This window comes from Paenibacillus sp. FSL R7-0652 (genome assembly GCF_038595045.1).
In the GTDB taxonomy this organism is placed as follows: domain Bacteria; phylum Bacillota; class Bacilli; order Paenibacillales; family Paenibacillaceae; genus Paenibacillus.
On sequence record NZ_CP152001.1, the window covers coordinates 1,371,204 to 1,385,705 of the forward strand.

Sequence of the window (14,502 nt, forward strand, 5' to 3'; positions counted from 1 at the left end):
TGAGTTTGCCATTGATTACAGCTCTCCAATTGTAGGGACCTTCCTCTTTAGCCCCTGCCATAAATCCAAAAATGATGAGGAAAACGCCTATCACGAAACTTAATTGTGAAAGGATAAGTATTACACCGGCCACCATGATAAAAACCCCCGATGAAGTGAGTGGAAAACGAACTACTCTTTACTGCCGTTTTCTTGTGCCCAGCGATTCAGAAGCTTATCGGATGGGAGCATGAAGGTAAAGATGCCGATCAGCGGCAGGAAGCTGCATATCTGCATGACGGGTGATACGCCGAAGACATCGATCCAGTTACCGAGCACGAGTGCACCCAGACCTCCCATACCAAAGGCAAGACCAGTAATCAGCCCGGAGACGGTTCCGATCTTACCGGGAATGAGCATCTGAGCGTATACCACAGTAACGGAAAAGCTGGATAACATGATAAACCCGATAATCGTCAGCAGTACGCCTGTCCAGAACAGGTTTGCGTACGGCAGGAGCAGGGCCAGCGGTGCGGCCCCTGCCATGGATAAAAAGATCATATTGCGTTTGCCGAATCGGTCAGCGAGTGGGCCGCCAAAAAATGTCCCAAGTGCACCAGCAGCCAGAAACAGGAAGATGTAGATCTGCGCGTCCTCTGTGGACAGACCGAACGTATCTTTCAAATGAAAGGCATAGAAACTTCCGATGGAAGCTACGTACCATGACCGGACAAATACCAGCAGAATGAGGACGGTAATCGCAGCTGCAATCTTTTTGCGCAGGGCTGGATTAGGAGCGCGGCGGGCCGCGGCCTGTTTACGCAGGTACGCACCTGATTGCAGCATCTGTCCATACCAACGGGCAACATAGAGCTGCACGGCGATCCCCATGGCTGCAATTCCAGTAAAGCCGATGGCGCCAAACAGTCCAAACGGAATGAAGATCCAGCGTGTCAGCAGCGGCGCTAACGATTGTCCGGCATTCCCGCCCACCTGAAAGATGGATTGGGCCAGCCCGCGACGCTGCCCTGCAGCCATATGGGATACTCGTGAACCTTCGGGATGAAAAGCAGCGGAACCCAGGCCGACAAAGATAACAGAGATGAGCACCATCATATAACTATCGGCAAAGGCCAGCAGCAGCATGCCCGTAAACGTGAAGCCCATGCCGATGGGCAGAATGGACGGGGTCGGTTTTTTATCAGCAAACCAGCCGACAACAGGCTGCATGATGGATGCGGTGAAGTTGATCGCAAACGCAATCCAGCCAATCTGTGTGTAGGTTAGATGCATGGAATCTTTTAAAATAGGAAATATGGCCGGGATTACAGACTGGATGGAATCATTGAATAGATGCACCAGGCTGATGGCAATGAGTATCCGGTATACGGTGCCTTGGGCATCCAATCCGGGTGGGGATTTCGAACGCGCAGCGGCGTCCTTGGCTAATGTAGTTTGTGTAGACATGTTCTGTTCTCCTTTGGTCGCGGTCACGAGGGATCAGCGCCTATGTTAGATTCTATGCAATTAAGCATATTGTTACATAATAGGATAGATTGCAAGAAGCGACAAGGGGAACAGAAGAGAAATGGTAGTGGAGATTTTAATATCATTGTATAAGCTATGTACGTACAAATCAGACCATCAGACAAATCGGATATGCAGATTTTTACTTAATGCGGCCTTCAATATTCCAATGAAAACAACCTTATAGGTTTGTTCTAAGTGGATGTCCACGGGTTGGACCATATGGTATAATATGTTACAACAAACAGAATGGCTTGAATAGGCGGTCGGCTAGTCTCCTGTGTAAGGAGGTGATGCCTGTGGAGATTAAAGATGTACTGACGCTGATGATCAGTTTTGCGGGGGTTATCGTAACCTTGATTGGACTGATCGTAACGATCGTCGTTGCATTGAATAATCAAAACAAAAAGAAATAGACCGCCCCGACTAAGGTAATGGTCTATTTCGATTACCGGTTACAGCCACCGCCCTTGAAAGCGACTGTTGTAAAAGAGTGAGGATGTTGACGCATCCTTACTCTTTTTATATTGTCCTTATTGACTACAGTTTATCACAACATTTCCCAAAACTCCACTGTACAATGCTGATTTTTGATCTGTTTTGTACTCATTTCTTCAAGGTTAAACGTTAAAATCATTGTACAGATAAGTCGGAATTCATCGTTTCAAACCGTAGAAACAGGACTGCTTCATCCTTGAAGAGTCCCGCTTTTATGAGTATTTATTGATTCAAATTACCGATTATCAATCGTCTCCGGGTTCATATCATGGTTCATCATGCGGTGCTCAGCCATCTGTTCGTATTTGGTTCCCGGTTTGCCGTAGTTGGTGTACGGGTCGATAGAGATGCCGCCGCGTGGGGTGAATTTGCCCCAGACTTCAATGAAGCGCGGGTCCATCAGCTTGATCAGGTCGTTCATGATAATGTTCACGCAGTCCTCGTGGAAATCCCCATGATTACGGAAGCTGAACAGGTAGAGCTTGAGCGACTTGCTTTCAACCATTTTGATATCGGGAATATAGCTTATATAAATCGTTGCAAAGTCGGGCTGACCCGTAATCGGGCACAGGCTGGTGAACTCCGGGCAGTTGAATTTTACAAAATAATCACGGTACGGATGCTTGTTATCAAAGCTCTCCAAAATACCCGGATCATACTCAAACGTATACTTTACATGCTGGTTACCCAGTAATGTCACATCTTGCATCTCTTCAGGTTGTCTCATCGTTTACGAACGCTCCTCTTATCCATCATAAGCCTTGGGCCTTGTACAGTATATTTTTGTTATATCGAACAGGCAAAACGGCCTGTGTCTCTTCTTTAACGTGTTTGATCGAAAGTTTCAAGCTTCCTCTTCCGACTCGCGAGCTTTTCACCCCAGCCCTATAGAGCGGCGAGCGGATTAAACACCGCGTTTGTTACCCCATACGAGTGTATGCAGCTGCGGCAGCACGCGAACATTATTCAGATCGTCCGAGGCACTTACTTGATCAATCAACCACTCATAACGGGTCAGCAGGGAAGCGGCCAGATCTGGTGTATCCACAGAGGAAACATCGGGGTTCCCGGTTTGTAAAAATAAAGATGTGCCCGGATATCGTGTATGCACACGGCGGGCATAATCTAAGTCTGCCTGATCGAAGATCACGATCTTCAGACTGTGACTTCGATCGGCCGGGCCAGCGTCCAGACGGCCGATCACATCATCCAGCACGGACCAGTCGGTGTCCATGCCCGAACTGGGCGGCTTGGGCGAGACCGTGACTTCGTCAATGTCCGCCAGCCATGACTGCCAGCGGGAGCCCTGCGTTTCGACCGCGGTGCGGACGCCGTTCTCCCGCAGCAGGGCAACCAGCCCGCCCAGCGAAGCCAACAGGGCGGGGTTGCCGCCGGAGAGGGTCACATGGGAGAAACGCGTGCCGCCCAGGCGGCGCAGTTCATCCCATACCGCCTCCGGCGTGAGCATGCGGATCTGGTCCTTGCCGCTGCCGTCCCAGGTAAAGGCCGAGTCGCACCAGGAGCAGCGATAATCGCAGCCCGCGGTGCGAACAAACATCGTTTTTTGTCCGATCACCATGCCTTCGCCTTGAACCGTCGGACCAAAAACCTCCATGACAGGGATACGTGCTTCCCCGGCGCGGACTGGCGGTACGGCAAGGAGATTCGACCCCGGTTCGTTCTGTACACTACGCATCGATCATCCACTCCCGTCTTGCCTCGGCATAACTGGTTGGTGTTTCGAAGAGGCGCACAAATTCGGTGCGGGCGCCGTCCGTGAGCCCGGCATAAGGCTCCGATTGTAAAGCGTGTTCCATCTGTTCAAACAGCCAGACAACCATATTTTCAGCTGTCGTATTCATCAGAGGCAGGGTTTCGTTCAAATATTGATGATCCAGATAACCTTCAATCCGGCTTTTCCAGATGTCCTTGATATGTCCAAAATCAACCGTCAGCCCGGTTTCACCCGGATAACCGCTAATGCCAAAAACCACTTTATACGTATGGCCGTGCAGGTTTTTGCACTTGCCTTCATAACAATGCAGATGATGCGCCGCATCAAAAGTAAACTCTTTGCTGACCAGTACCCGTTTGCGATGATATCTCAGCTGGGTGGGCAGAATATCCTGGTCGATGCGCTGCAGCCGTTCAACGATTCGAAATGTTCCAGGCTCTCTCATCATGCATCTGCTCCAGTGGAAGGTGCTGTAGTACGAGCGGCTGTACGTTCCTGTACATAACGATCCAGCCCGGCTTTACGCAGCTTGCAGGCAGGGCATTCACCGCATCCATCACCGATGACACCGTTATAACAGGTCAGCGTACGTTCACGCACATAATCGAAAGCACCCAGTTCATCGGCCATTTTCCACGTCTGGGCTTTGTCCAGCCACATCAGCGGAGTGTGAATGACGAATGGATAATCCATCGACAGATTAAGGGTCACATTCATCGACTTCACAAACGAATCCCGGCAATCGGGATATCCGCTGAAGTCAGTCTCGCATACACCTGTAACCAGGTGACGAGCCCCTTTTTGTTTCGCCATAATGGCGGCAAAGCTGAGGAACAGTAAGTTCCTTCCGTCAACAAATGTGCTGGGCAGCTCGCCTTCTTCATGCGTAATTTCCACATCGGAACGTGTGAGAGCGTTTGGTGCGAGCTGGTTAAGCAAGCTCATATCCAGTACGGTCTGCTGCACACCCAGATCCTTCGCAATGGCAGCTGCACATTCAATCTCCAGCTTGTGACGCTGTCCGTAATCAAACGTAACCACTTCAACTTCGGCGAATTGTTGTTTCGCCCAGAACAAACAAGTTGTACTGTCCTGTCCGCCGCTGAATACAACGACTGCTTTTTCTTTGTTCAACATAAAAAAACCTCTCCATCTTCTTGAGATCACCCCTGCAGCGAAGCAGGGAATGTCGGAAGAACAGAGAAGTTCATGAACTGGCATCCATCAAAAAACACACCTTCTTAATAACCGCTTCAAAAAACGGTAATAAGCAAGTGTCCTTAGTTTTTTACGTACACGGTGTCAGCATATAAACAGCATTAGCTTGTGAAGTTTATATGTAACCACCGAAATCTGTACGCAAGACTGCAGCGACCCTATGCAGGTCAAGTCTTGTAGAGGGAGTTCGCGAACCTCTCCCATGCCATAGGCATGGATTTTCTTCTTTAATTGTCCGGGAACAGTATACCACATCACTGCCCGATCGGCATATGGAGTTTCAATCCCGGTTTATTTAATAATGACATTGCCGAAAGGGATAACTTCTTTAAGTATACGTTTGAACAACCCTTCGTCGTTCATATCCTGCTGCAGCTTGTGGTTTTCCCGTCCGGCTTGAAAAAGCACTGAACCCTGCCCCGTCATTTTCCAATGATAGTTCATATGCTGGCTTGCCAGATTATTTCCATATACGGTTAATTCTAGATGAGCATTCTCAGGGTAGGCAATGATACTCCCGGCATCGACATAAAGCGGGGCAGTGGGATGCAGTTCTTGCTGACATACGTGGCCCTGTGTCAGCAAGCCGATTCTGCCTTTACCTGAAAACTTCATCTTCACAGCATCTCGGGTAATCAGCATATTTTTAATTTTCTGAATTTTGGTCTGCATCGTGATACCGTCAGAGTAAAAAAACAAATGGCGAAAATCGTAGAGCAGATCACTGTGCTCGGTAAGCTCCACTTCTTTCATAGTAAATCCGGGAGGAAGGGCAGCGACAAACTGGCATGGACCGGTAATTTCGGATTTGATCAGCTTTTTTTTGCGATATATGCCCGAAATGTTCAACAATTTATCCTGTCTGGCGCTGCTGGGCCCGCGAAAAGCGACGATTTGCTGCGGATGCAAAATATGAAGGCGGTCATCCTGGATTAGCGAAAATGTGACTACCTGCCCGACTCCGCCATTTTCAGCATGATTTAGATGTATTTGCATGCAGTTGCTCCTGTTCTTTTATAATCGGCCGGATCTGCGGCGCATTCCCCAGCGCATCACGCGAATCAATAGGAAGTAACCTAATATGAGAGCAGCGACAGTAATGACCATCGTTTGAATTCGCTGTGCGGTGGCTGTTCTGGCATCCTGATCATTCTGCAGTTTACTGACCATTTCCGTCAGCTTTTGGTTCTGGGCGAGGAGCTGATCATTTTGAGCCTTGAATGCTTCGACATTGGCCTGGGCTTGTCCCAATTGAGCGGAGGTTTGATTTAACTGCTCCAGCGTCTGCTTGTAGCTTTCCTGTAGAGCATTCACTTCTCCAGGCAGTTCTGACACGCGCTCCCATCCGCTATAAATATCCGAAAATATATTGGCACTCGCTGCATTTGTAGTCGAAACGAATGTGACGGTAAACAGAATACATGTGGTGACAAACACCCGAATGAAATAACCCTGAACGGATTTTGGCATAAGGTACACCTCTTTCTTCGGTAAGATTAATTCATCGCCGAATTCGTCGTCTTTTGTTGAATTACGGCTCTTACATTATACGTCATAATCGGGAGAATGGGTTCAAGATGATGATGTTTTATTACCCGAAATCACTCGAAAAGATTGAAAAAACAAATGTTTAATTGTAAAAATCATCGGGTAATACAAGGATAGCTGCACCTTGAACAGATCAAAACATAATCTTGGACTTCCGTTCCGCGTATATCCTGTTCACAAATATGCAATATAATGCCTTAACCCAATACATTCGATTGAAATAAATATCGTGAAACGAAGGAGTAGAATAATATGTACGTATCCAACCAGACCACAGCAACGAAGACGATTATGATTACCGTAAATGGCGAGCCAGTCGGACGCAAACTGATTATTGACAGTGTAACTTATGCACCTGTTTCTGAAACGGACAGTACCCAATACATGCACAAAATGGAGATTGATCATTCTGCCGTATAAGTTGGGACTTGTCATAGAGAAGAGCGGGGAAAGCTTGGCTAACAGCCAGGCTTTTTCGTCGTTTATTGTCGCTTCTAGGCGGATCAAGGGAGATAAAACTAATATAATGGAAAAAAGTAATGAGAACATATGTTCCGTGACAATATAGTGTCCATTCACCCTGATAACTTAGAAGATAATACACATAAATCGGGGGAGAGACTACCAGTGAACTCAGTCTTTGAAGTATCTTATTCGTGGAATAAAGAGGCCATACCGACAGGGGGAGCCGATCCCGTATATATGATGATAGAGTGGCGTTACGGAGCCCCTGCCAAAAGACTTAGGAAAATAGCACCCAAAATTTTGTCGAGAGATTTAGAGCTCTTGCTCAAACCGGAACATGGAGTTCAACTTAAAGGCATCTATGGATGCCGGTCCAAAGAAACGGATATAGGTTGGGTACTCAGGCTTGGTGACGTTTACAAAGGAGAGAGTAAGCAGATCCTGCTGGAATTCTCCGTGGGCCCTCATGTCTCTGGTAAAGCTGCTGTATGTTCTGCCTATTGGAGCACACGCAAACTGAAGCAGAGCCAGCGTGTACTTCTCCGCAGGGAACAGCTCTACATTCAGTACACAAGTCATCTGGGCATGCTTCGGCAGCCAGAGGACCCAAAAGTAGAGAAGACGATAAAGCTGAACGAAACGGTACCACTTCTTAAACAAGCGCTGCGTGCCTATGAACGAGGCCGGATCGAGGAGGGCAGTGACCTGCTGCGCCGTCATGCAGATGCACTGCTGATCGAAGCTGCACGCAAACAGGATCTGGATTATTACACAGAAGCTGAAATGGTTGAGAAGCTTCGTTATCACTATGGGATTACATTTACAACCGGTTACAGAAATCGTGAAAGTGCAGTGTTAGGCGAATAAAACGGAGTCGAATGAGTGCAGTTTTAAGAGGACGAGTTTACATATTTTTTGAAGGTGAAGTCAAACAATAAGTCGAATGTATATATCAATACTATCTCAGTCGAGGATGGAGCTGTATCACACGAATTGAAACAACATCATGGAGGGCCCGGCAAAATGACAGACCGACTAATCCGATTAATGCGCATTATTACGCTGGTACAAGCCAAGCCAGGCATTCTTGCCCGGGAGCTTGCCGAGCGATGCGAGACGACGGAAAGGACGATATACCGCGACATGGAGGCCCTCAGCGCAATGCATATTCCGATCGCTAACATGGGACATGGAAGAGGGTACATGTTTATCAGCCATTTTGCCATGTATCCGCTCAATTGGACTGACGAGGAAGCGCAAGCTTTCATGCATCTTGCCGACGTTATGGAACATATACGTCCACTGTTAAAGCCAGCTTTTGAGAGTGCCTATGAGAAGGTGGTAGCATCAAGTCAGAAAAACAAGACCGAGCGGGTGGAATGGTCTGAGCAGATCAGAGAAATGTTCAAAGAAGGAGCAGCGGCCTGGCAGAAAAATGACGGACATGAACCGAATCATTCCCTTCTTACGCTGCTTCAAGCCGGAATTTCGCAAAACAGCATTGAAGGGAATTATCTGTATCATGGAGAGATGAGAGAGATTCGGATTGATCCTTACTGTCTGATTCCTCGGGAATATCAATTTGATCTGTTAGCCTATTGTCACCTGTCCGAAAGAATGAAGACATTCCAGGTAAACCGAATGCATGACTTACGAATGATGCCGCGTACCTTCCGCAAAAATGATTATTTGATCCAGTCTTATTTCCGTGCTCCCTGGATCACGAAAGGGATCACGGAGGGAGACGCTGTTAAAATCCGATTTTCTTCCCTTGTCGTCGAACGCGTAATGCAGGAAAGCTTTTTTGTACGTCCCATTCTAACCATAGAGCCCGAAGGAACCCTGCTGTTTGAAGCTGCATTTAGTGATATTGAGGAAATGCTCGCATGGATATCCAAGTATGGACCAGAGGCTGAAATTCTCGAACCGGAGCACTGCCGAGTCCTCATGCAGGAACGACTGGAACGCTGGCAGCAGGTATACAACCAAAGATAATCGGAATATATGGTTCCCTAGGCCGCACTAAACCTTGCCTTTGAACAGATCGGCCAGATTGCCAAATGGTGATTCTTTTTCTTCATCATCGGCAGCGCTCGAATAAACCACTTTGGAGGCTGTGCCTTCATCATCGGCTGCACAGTTGTTTTCCAGCTTGAACTGATCAAACTGATGGATAAACACTTTGGCCGTATTAATGGCATCATCCAGAGCACGGTGCTGTGTACCATCAAACTCGATTCCACAGAGTTCAAGAGCTTGGGCAAGCCCGAGCTGCCGGAACTTTCCTTCTTTGCGCATGGCCCGTGACCACTGCTGCTGCAGGTCATTATGATTGGTGATCCAGGATACATCGAGCTGGTGTGTACGGCAATGGGAGATGAGCTTACTGCGGTCGTCCGGTCCCCATGAACACATATAATAAGGTTCGGTGCCCATCCAGTCGATAAACTGACTGAGCGCGGCCGGAAACAATGGGGCAGCGTCAATGTCTTTTTGGGTAATGCCTGTGAACTGTACGGTGTCGGTGGACAGGACAGATTTATTCGAAGGGCGGACATACGTATGGAAGGTATCAGTGACTACAAGGCCAGCCGCAGGGTCCTCGTTCACTTTGACGGCACCGATATCAATAATTTCAGAAGAATAGCGCGTATTGCGGCTTACTGTGAATTCAAGATCATATATAATATATGGCATAAGATAAACTCCTTTTATGAAGAGTACAAGTTTCATTCGGGATCTGTATTTTCGATCCTGAAATGTTATTTCATTTCTCTATTTTACAGTGAACGTTGAGCCATGTCAGCCATTGTTATGGAATTGTTTTAAGGATTGTTAAGAACATGATTTGTTGACAAGTGCTTGTAAATGTTCTAATGTGATCAAAAATGAGAACAGCGTATATCGAGGACATAATTATGTAAGCTGGCTTCAACAGAGAGGGAATGGATCGGTGCAACATTCCTGCTGCTGCTGCATAATTCCTACCTCGCCAGCTGCGCAGGAGAATGCCTTTGCAGAATAAGGGATGCAGCCTGCGCCGGAAGGGCCCGTTATGCCTCATAGGACTGCAGCCGGAACCTGTGTAATTTTACGCGTTTACGGATCGTGTGCAGTTAAATAAGGGTGGTACCACGACACATTCGTCCCTTGATGAATGTGTCTTTTTGCTGTTTAAGGACTGATATTTTCAGATGTTTGCAATCAGATGAAACGAGGAGTGTGTAGAGATGCGCCAAAGTGAAATGTTTATTCCAACGTTACGTGAAGCACCTGCAGAGGCTGATGCGGCAGGGCACCGCTGGCTGCTGCGATCGGGCATGATTCGCCAATTGGCAGCCGGTGTATACAGTTATCTACCGCTCGGACGGCGTGTGCTTCTGAACGTGGAACGGATCGTTCGGGAAGAAATGGACCGCGCAGGATGTCAGGAGGTGCTGCTCCCTATTATGCAGCCCGCCGAATTGTGGGAGGAGTCTGGCAGATACACACAGTACGGCCCGGAGCTCATGCGTCTGAAGGACCGGCATTCAAGGGAGTTTGCACTTGGACCAACCCATGAGGAAGTGGTTACAGCTTTAGCTCGTGACGAGATCAACTCGTACCGTAAGCTGCCATTTACGGTATATCAGATCGGCACCAAGTTCAGGGATGAGCGCCGGCCGCGTTTTGGTCTGCTGCGCGGGCGAGAGTTTATCATGAAGGATGCCTATTCCTTTGCAGCGGATTGGAATGAACTGGACCGAACCTATCAAGCCATGAATACAGCGTACTGCCGTATACTGGAACGCTGCGGATTGGAATACATCCGGGTGGAGGCGGATGCGGGAACGATTGGCGGACAAGGGGAAACACATGAGTTCATGGCTTTGGCCGATGTAGGTGAGGATACCATTGTGACGTGTAAACATTGTGGTTACGCTGCAAACCTGGAGAAAGCGGCTTATCGTCCAGCCCGGTCCGAAGCCCTTACGGAAGAGCAAGAAGCAGGTGTTCATGCGGGAGTACAGCGCATCGCGACACCAGATGTTCGCACGATTGCGGAATTAAGTTTATTCCTCGGTCAAAAGGCAGAGACCATGATCAAGACACTGCTCTATCTCGCTGATGGTCAGCTTACTGCAGCGCTTGTTCGCGGAGATCATGAAATAAATGACATCGCCCTGAAGCAGGCACTTGGAGCAGAAGAGCTGGTTTTGGCTGATGATGCAGCGATTGCCTCACATCCCAATCTCGCCGTTGGTTACCTTGGCCCTGTAGGACTTGGACTGCGAATGGTTGTGGATGCGGATGTGGCTGCTATGAAACAGGCAGTAACCGGAGCTAATGAAGTTGGCATGCATTTATCAGGCGTACGTCCAGGCGTCGATTTTGCTCTGAATCAAGTCGAACGCATCCGCTTTGCTGCTGCAGGGGATTGCTGTGACTCTTGTGGTGAATCTCTTGTATTCACTAAAGGAATTGAGGTCGGGCACATTTTCAAATTGGGCACGAAGTACAGTGACGCCATGGGAGCCTCTTTCCTGGACCGGAATGGCCGTCAATGTGCGCCTGTAATGGGATGTTATGGCATAGGTGTATCCCGTTTGATGGCAGCGATCGCTGAACAGTACGCGACAGAGCAGGGCATTCAGTGGCCTGTATCGACTGCGCCTTATGATGTGCATCTCATTCCGGTAAGCTGGAAGGATGAGCATCAGCAGAAGCTTGTTCTTGAACTCGAACAGCAGCTGCTGGATTACGGTTTCCGCGTGCTGGTTGATGATCGGGACGAACGCCCGGGCGTAAAATTCAAGGATGCCGAGTTAATCGGACTGCCGATACATATTGTCGTCGGCAGAGGTGCTGCTGAAGCGCAGGTTGAGCTGGGATCTCATATGCTGGCTTCTTCAGGTGAAACGAAGCGTGTCCATATGACAGCACAGGAAGCGGTTCAATATGTCACGGATCAAATCCGGCGAGTTTAGTTTGTATACGGCGTGAGAGAAGTGCGGAACAGTGGTATGGCCTGAAAGATAACATAGATATATATAATAGGACTGAATATGATGTCGATTGTTATACAGCAGGTGTATACGCATGGGGTTATCCAGAAAATGAGGACTCCAGAAGTAGAAAAGGGTGTATTTTCAGAACATTATCAGACCAAGCGACTACAAACGAACTGAAAGAATAGGTTAGTTCATCTTTTTGCTCATAAAGCAGGGACCAGATTGACTGTTCGATACATTTTTGGTGTAAGTATGCAAAGCCTGCTTAAAAGCTGATATACCTCATCTGTACGACAAATCGCATAGATACGGATATTGAAGTCCAATCTGTTCTAGTTCAGCATGTTGGAAACATCATGATTCGAGACGCAAGCTGGTTGCAGGAGATTTATTTTTGAGTTTGTCTGCAATCTGGACGGTCTGCGCTGCAGAATCGATGTTACCACGATACTACCACCGCTGTTCTACACAACATGAACGAAACGAAAGGGAGTCCCTCCGCCAGTTTTTTCTGGTGAGGGACTCCCTTTTCTGGTTCAGTTGAAGTGGCTTGAATTAAGAAGCAGCTGGCAATTTCAAAGTTTGACCTGGATAGATTCGGTGCGGATTTTTGATTTTATTCAACTTCTGCAGTGCCTGCCAAGTTGTTCCATATTGTTTGGAGATCGAGTAGAGAGATTCTCCTGATTTTACAATATGCAGTTTAGCAGGGGCTGGAGTTGGTTTACCTGGCGCTGGCTTAACAGGTTTCTCGGGTTTTGGTTTCTCTGGTTGAGGTTTCGTTGGTTCAGGTGTTGGAACAGGAGCTGGAATTTCAGTTATTGGTGTTTCTTCCGGCTGGGCAGCGGATTTGCTGCCTTCGCTGATGCGGCCATCGGTTTGCATATCCACTGCGCCAAGCTTCTGCATGTAGTTGATCAACGCTTCATCCAGCGCACCGTACATCCCGGTTGTCGGATATTTGGCAAACATCGTGTACTCATCGCCACCGACAGCTGTAAAATCATTGGTTGCCAGTGTATAGGTTGCTGCCGGGTCAAGAGCTTTATCACCAATCATAACGGAGTGCACACGACTGCCTTCTGGAGCCGCTGCATCAATTTTGAATGTGATTCCGGACACCTGCGGGAATCCACCGCTTGGTTCAGGGTAAGAACCCACACCGTTTTCCAATGCTGCAAGGACATCGGCGCCTTTTACATCAAGGGTCACCACTTGATTGCCAAAAGGAAGAACCGTAATAACATCACCTTTGGTCACGATGCCTTTTTCAATCGAAGAACGGATTCCGCCGCCGTTGGTCAAAGCGATATCGGCTTTGCTGACATCACGGATTGCATCCGCCAGCAGATCGCCCAGGTTGGTTTCGCCTGCACGTACTTGTTCACGTTTACCATCCAGCAGAACAGCGGTATTCGCTACTTCTTCTTTCAGGATGGGTTCTTGTTCTTTTTGAATGGAGCTTACGAGAGCTGCAACCTTCTCGTTTGGTTTGATTTCTTTGGCTTTGGTTTCGTCGATTAACGCTGCCGTTTTCTTCGTAACTTTGCCGCCGTCTACCCACAGGTCAATGACACCTACATAGTTCGTGTATTCACCTGCACTTGCGATCAATGTGCCGTGATCTGATACAAGGCCGTCCTTCAGTACCGTATGACTGTGTCCATCAATGAAAACATCGATGCCGGGCACCTCTTTGACAACTTTGAAGCTGGTATCGGTACTGGAAGCATCTTGTCCAAGGTGTCCAAGCACCACGACAACATCCACTTTACCGCGAATTTCATTCACAAGTGTTTTGGCTTCAGCTGAAGGATCTGTTATCTGCAAACCTTCTACATTTTTAGGGTTTGTTTTGTACATCGTTTCCGGGGTGGTCAGGGCGATAATTCCGACCTTCACACCATCTACTTCTTTAATAAGGTAGGGCTCGAAGAGACGAGTTCCATCTTTTTTCTTCACATTCGCGCTGAGCATAGGGAAGTTCATCATGTTTGCCAGTTCAACGAGACGATCGGAGCCATAGTTGAACTCATGGTTACCGGGTACGATCGCTTGATAGCCGATTTCGTTCATGACCTTTACGATGCTCTCACCTCTGACAAGTGTGGCAAAAGTGGTGCCGTGTACGGCATCGCCTGCATCCAGCAGGAGCGTGTTTGGATTTTTACTGCGATAGTTGTCCACGATGCCCGCAGTTTTGGCGAACCCCATGGCAGGGGATTGCTCAACTGCACGAGCATGCATGTCATTCGTATGTAGGATCGTAATATGTTTGCCTGTGCCTGGAGCGGAATCTGCTGCTGCCGCAATGCCTACACTGCTGAACAGTAAGCAAACCGTTAGCAGAAGTGAAACAATGTGATTCCAGTTTTTCATGAATCCGATACCTCCCAAAATAGTAATCTATTAGAGCGTTTACACAGCTCACGTAGTATTTTAACAGACTACCCTAAGGAAATCTCGTGATTTACGTAAAAATAAGTAACCTGAAAGTGACATATTAATCTGCTGTTTGAACATACAGCCAAAGTGTTTTTA

14 protein-coding genes are annotated in these 14,502 nt (G+C 47.9%); 5 read left to right on the forward strand and 9 right to left on the reverse strand.

The annotated features are described in order from the left end of the window. Positions 1-171 precede the first annotated feature (171 nt). On the reverse strand, positions 172-1,446 hold the full coding sequence (locus MKY97_RS06005) for an MFS transporter (protein ID WP_342554584.1): 1,275 nt from the start codon (positions 1,444-1,446) through the stop codon (positions 172-174). 359 nt (positions 1,447-1,805) lie between these two features. On the opposite strand from MKY97_RS06005, the gene MKY97_RS06010 reads away from it, so the two are divergent. Continuing rightward, complete coding sequence (locus MKY97_RS06010) at positions 1,806-1,922, forward strand: putative holin-like toxin (RefSeq protein WP_342554585.1); 117 nt, start codon at positions 1,806-1,808, stop codon at positions 1,920-1,922. A gap of 317 nt (positions 1,923-2,239) precedes the next feature. Here MKY97_RS06010 and queF read toward each other — a convergent pair whose 3' ends face one another. From queF to MKY97_RS06040, 6 genes are all read right to left on the reverse strand, one after another. Continuing rightward, the gene (gene queF / locus MKY97_RS06015; RefSeq protein ID WP_342554586.1) at positions 2,240-2,731 is read right to left on the reverse strand and encodes a preQ(1) synthase; all 492 of its coding nucleotides are present in this window, start codon (positions 2,729-2,731) and stop codon (positions 2,240-2,242) included. A gap of 177 nt (positions 2,732-2,908) precedes the next feature. After that, entirely contained in the window at positions 2,909-3,619 is a 711-nt protein-coding gene (gene queE, locus MKY97_RS06020; RefSeq protein ID WP_342556250.1) for a 7-carboxy-7-deazaguanine synthase QueE, read from the reverse strand. Positions 3,620-3,692: 73 nt separating this feature from the next. Beyond that, positions 3,693-4,184, reverse strand: coding sequence for a 6-carboxytetrahydropterin synthase QueD (gene queD / locus MKY97_RS06025; protein WP_342556251.1), 492 nt, complete (start codon positions 4,182-4,184; stop codon positions 3,693-3,695). Further along, the gene (queC, locus tag MKY97_RS06030; protein WP_342556252.1) at positions 4,184-4,873 is read right to left on the reverse strand and encodes a 7-cyano-7-deazaguanine synthase QueC; all 690 of its coding nucleotides are present in this window, start codon (positions 4,871-4,873) and stop codon (positions 4,184-4,186) included. Before queC ends, queD begins: the two co-directional genes overlap by 1 nt. A gap of 375 nt (positions 4,874-5,248) precedes the next feature. Beyond that, entirely contained in the window at positions 5,249-5,953 is a 705-nt protein-coding gene (locus tag MKY97_RS06035) for an AIM24 family protein (protein ID WP_342554587.1), read from the reverse strand. 18 nt (positions 5,954-5,971) lie between these two features. After that, complete coding sequence (locus MKY97_RS06040; RefSeq protein WP_342554588.1) at positions 5,972-6,427, reverse strand: hypothetical protein; 456 nt, start codon at positions 6,425-6,427, stop codon at positions 5,972-5,974. Between the two features lie 330 nt (positions 6,428-6,757). On the opposite strand from MKY97_RS06040, the gene MKY97_RS06045 reads away from it, so the two are divergent. From MKY97_RS06045 to MKY97_RS06055, 3 genes are all read left to right on the forward strand, one after another. Then, on the forward strand, positions 6,758-6,925 hold the full coding sequence (locus MKY97_RS06045) for a hypothetical protein (protein ID WP_342554589.1): 168 nt from the start codon (positions 6,758-6,760) through the stop codon (positions 6,923-6,925). A 207-nt stretch (positions 6,926-7,132) separates the two neighbouring features. Further along, complete coding sequence (locus tag MKY97_RS06050; RefSeq protein ID WP_342554590.1) at positions 7,133-7,837, forward strand: hypothetical protein; 705 nt, start codon at positions 7,133-7,135, stop codon at positions 7,835-7,837. A gap of 156 nt (positions 7,838-7,993) precedes the next feature. Beyond that, a complete protein-coding gene (locus MKY97_RS06055; RefSeq protein WP_342554591.1) occupies positions 7,994-8,965 on the forward strand; it encodes a WYL domain-containing protein in 972 nt (323 codons plus the stop codon). A 27-nt stretch (positions 8,966-8,992) separates the two neighbouring features. Here MKY97_RS06055 and MKY97_RS06060 read toward each other — a convergent pair whose 3' ends face one another. Next, positions 8,993-9,667, reverse strand: a complete 675-nt coding sequence (locus MKY97_RS06060) for a 3'-5' exonuclease (RefSeq protein ID WP_342554592.1) — start codon at positions 9,665-9,667, stop codon at positions 8,993-8,995. A 533-nt stretch (positions 9,668-10,200) separates the two neighbouring features. On the opposite strand from MKY97_RS06060, the gene MKY97_RS06065 reads away from it, so the two are divergent. Then, positions 10,201-11,937, forward strand: a complete 1,737-nt coding sequence (locus tag MKY97_RS06065; protein WP_342554593.1) for a proline--tRNA ligase — start codon at positions 10,201-10,203, stop codon at positions 11,935-11,937. A gap of 579 nt (positions 11,938-12,516) precedes the next feature. Here the strand turns inward: MKY97_RS06065 and MKY97_RS06070 are convergent. Beyond that, positions 12,517-14,340: a 5'-nucleotidase C-terminal domain-containing protein gene (locus tag MKY97_RS06070; protein ID WP_342554594.1), complete on the reverse strand. Its 1,824-nt coding sequence runs from the start codon at positions 14,338-14,340 to the stop codon at positions 12,517-12,519. Between the last annotated feature and the right edge of the window lie 162 nt (positions 14,341-14,502).

Coding starts and splice junctions, on each gene's coding strand:
- MKY97_RS06005 (WP_342554584.1), bottom strand. CDS start 1,446: ATGTCTACACAAACTACATTAGCCAAGGACGCCGCTGCGCGTTCGAAA.
- queF (WP_342554586.1), bottom strand. CDS start 2,731: ATGAGACAACCTGAAGAGATGCAAGATGTGACATTACTGGGTAACCAG.
- queE (WP_342556250.1), bottom strand. CDS start 3,619: ATGGAGGTTTTTGGTCCGACGGTTCAAGGCGAAGGCATGGTGATCGGA.
- queD (WP_342556251.1), bottom strand. CDS start 4,184: ATGAGAGAGCCTGGAACATTTCGAATCGTTGAACGGCTGCAGCGCATC.
- MKY97_RS06035 (WP_342554587.1), bottom strand. CDS start 5,953: ATGCAAATACATCTAAATCATGCTGAAAATGGCGGAGTCGGGCAGGTA.
- MKY97_RS06040 (WP_342554588.1), bottom strand. CDS start 6,427: ATGCCAAAATCCGTTCAGGGTTATTTCATTCGGGTGTTTGTCACCACA.
- MKY97_RS06045 (WP_342554589.1), top strand. CDS start 6,758: ATGTACGTATCCAACCAGACCACAGCAACGAAGACGATTATGATTACC.
- MKY97_RS06055 (WP_342554591.1), top strand. CDS start 7,994: ATGACAGACCGACTAATCCGATTAATGCGCATTATTACGCTGGTACAA.
- MKY97_RS06060 (WP_342554592.1), bottom strand. CDS start 9,667: ATGCCATATATTATATATGATCTTGAATTCACAGTAAGCCGCAATACG.
- MKY97_RS06065 (WP_342554593.1), top strand. CDS start 10,201: ATGCGCCAAAGTGAAATGTTTATTCCAACGTTACGTGAAGCACCTGCA.
- MKY97_RS06070 (WP_342554594.1), bottom strand. CDS start 14,340: ATGAAAAACTGGAATCACATTGTTTCACTTCTGCTAACGGTTTGCTTA.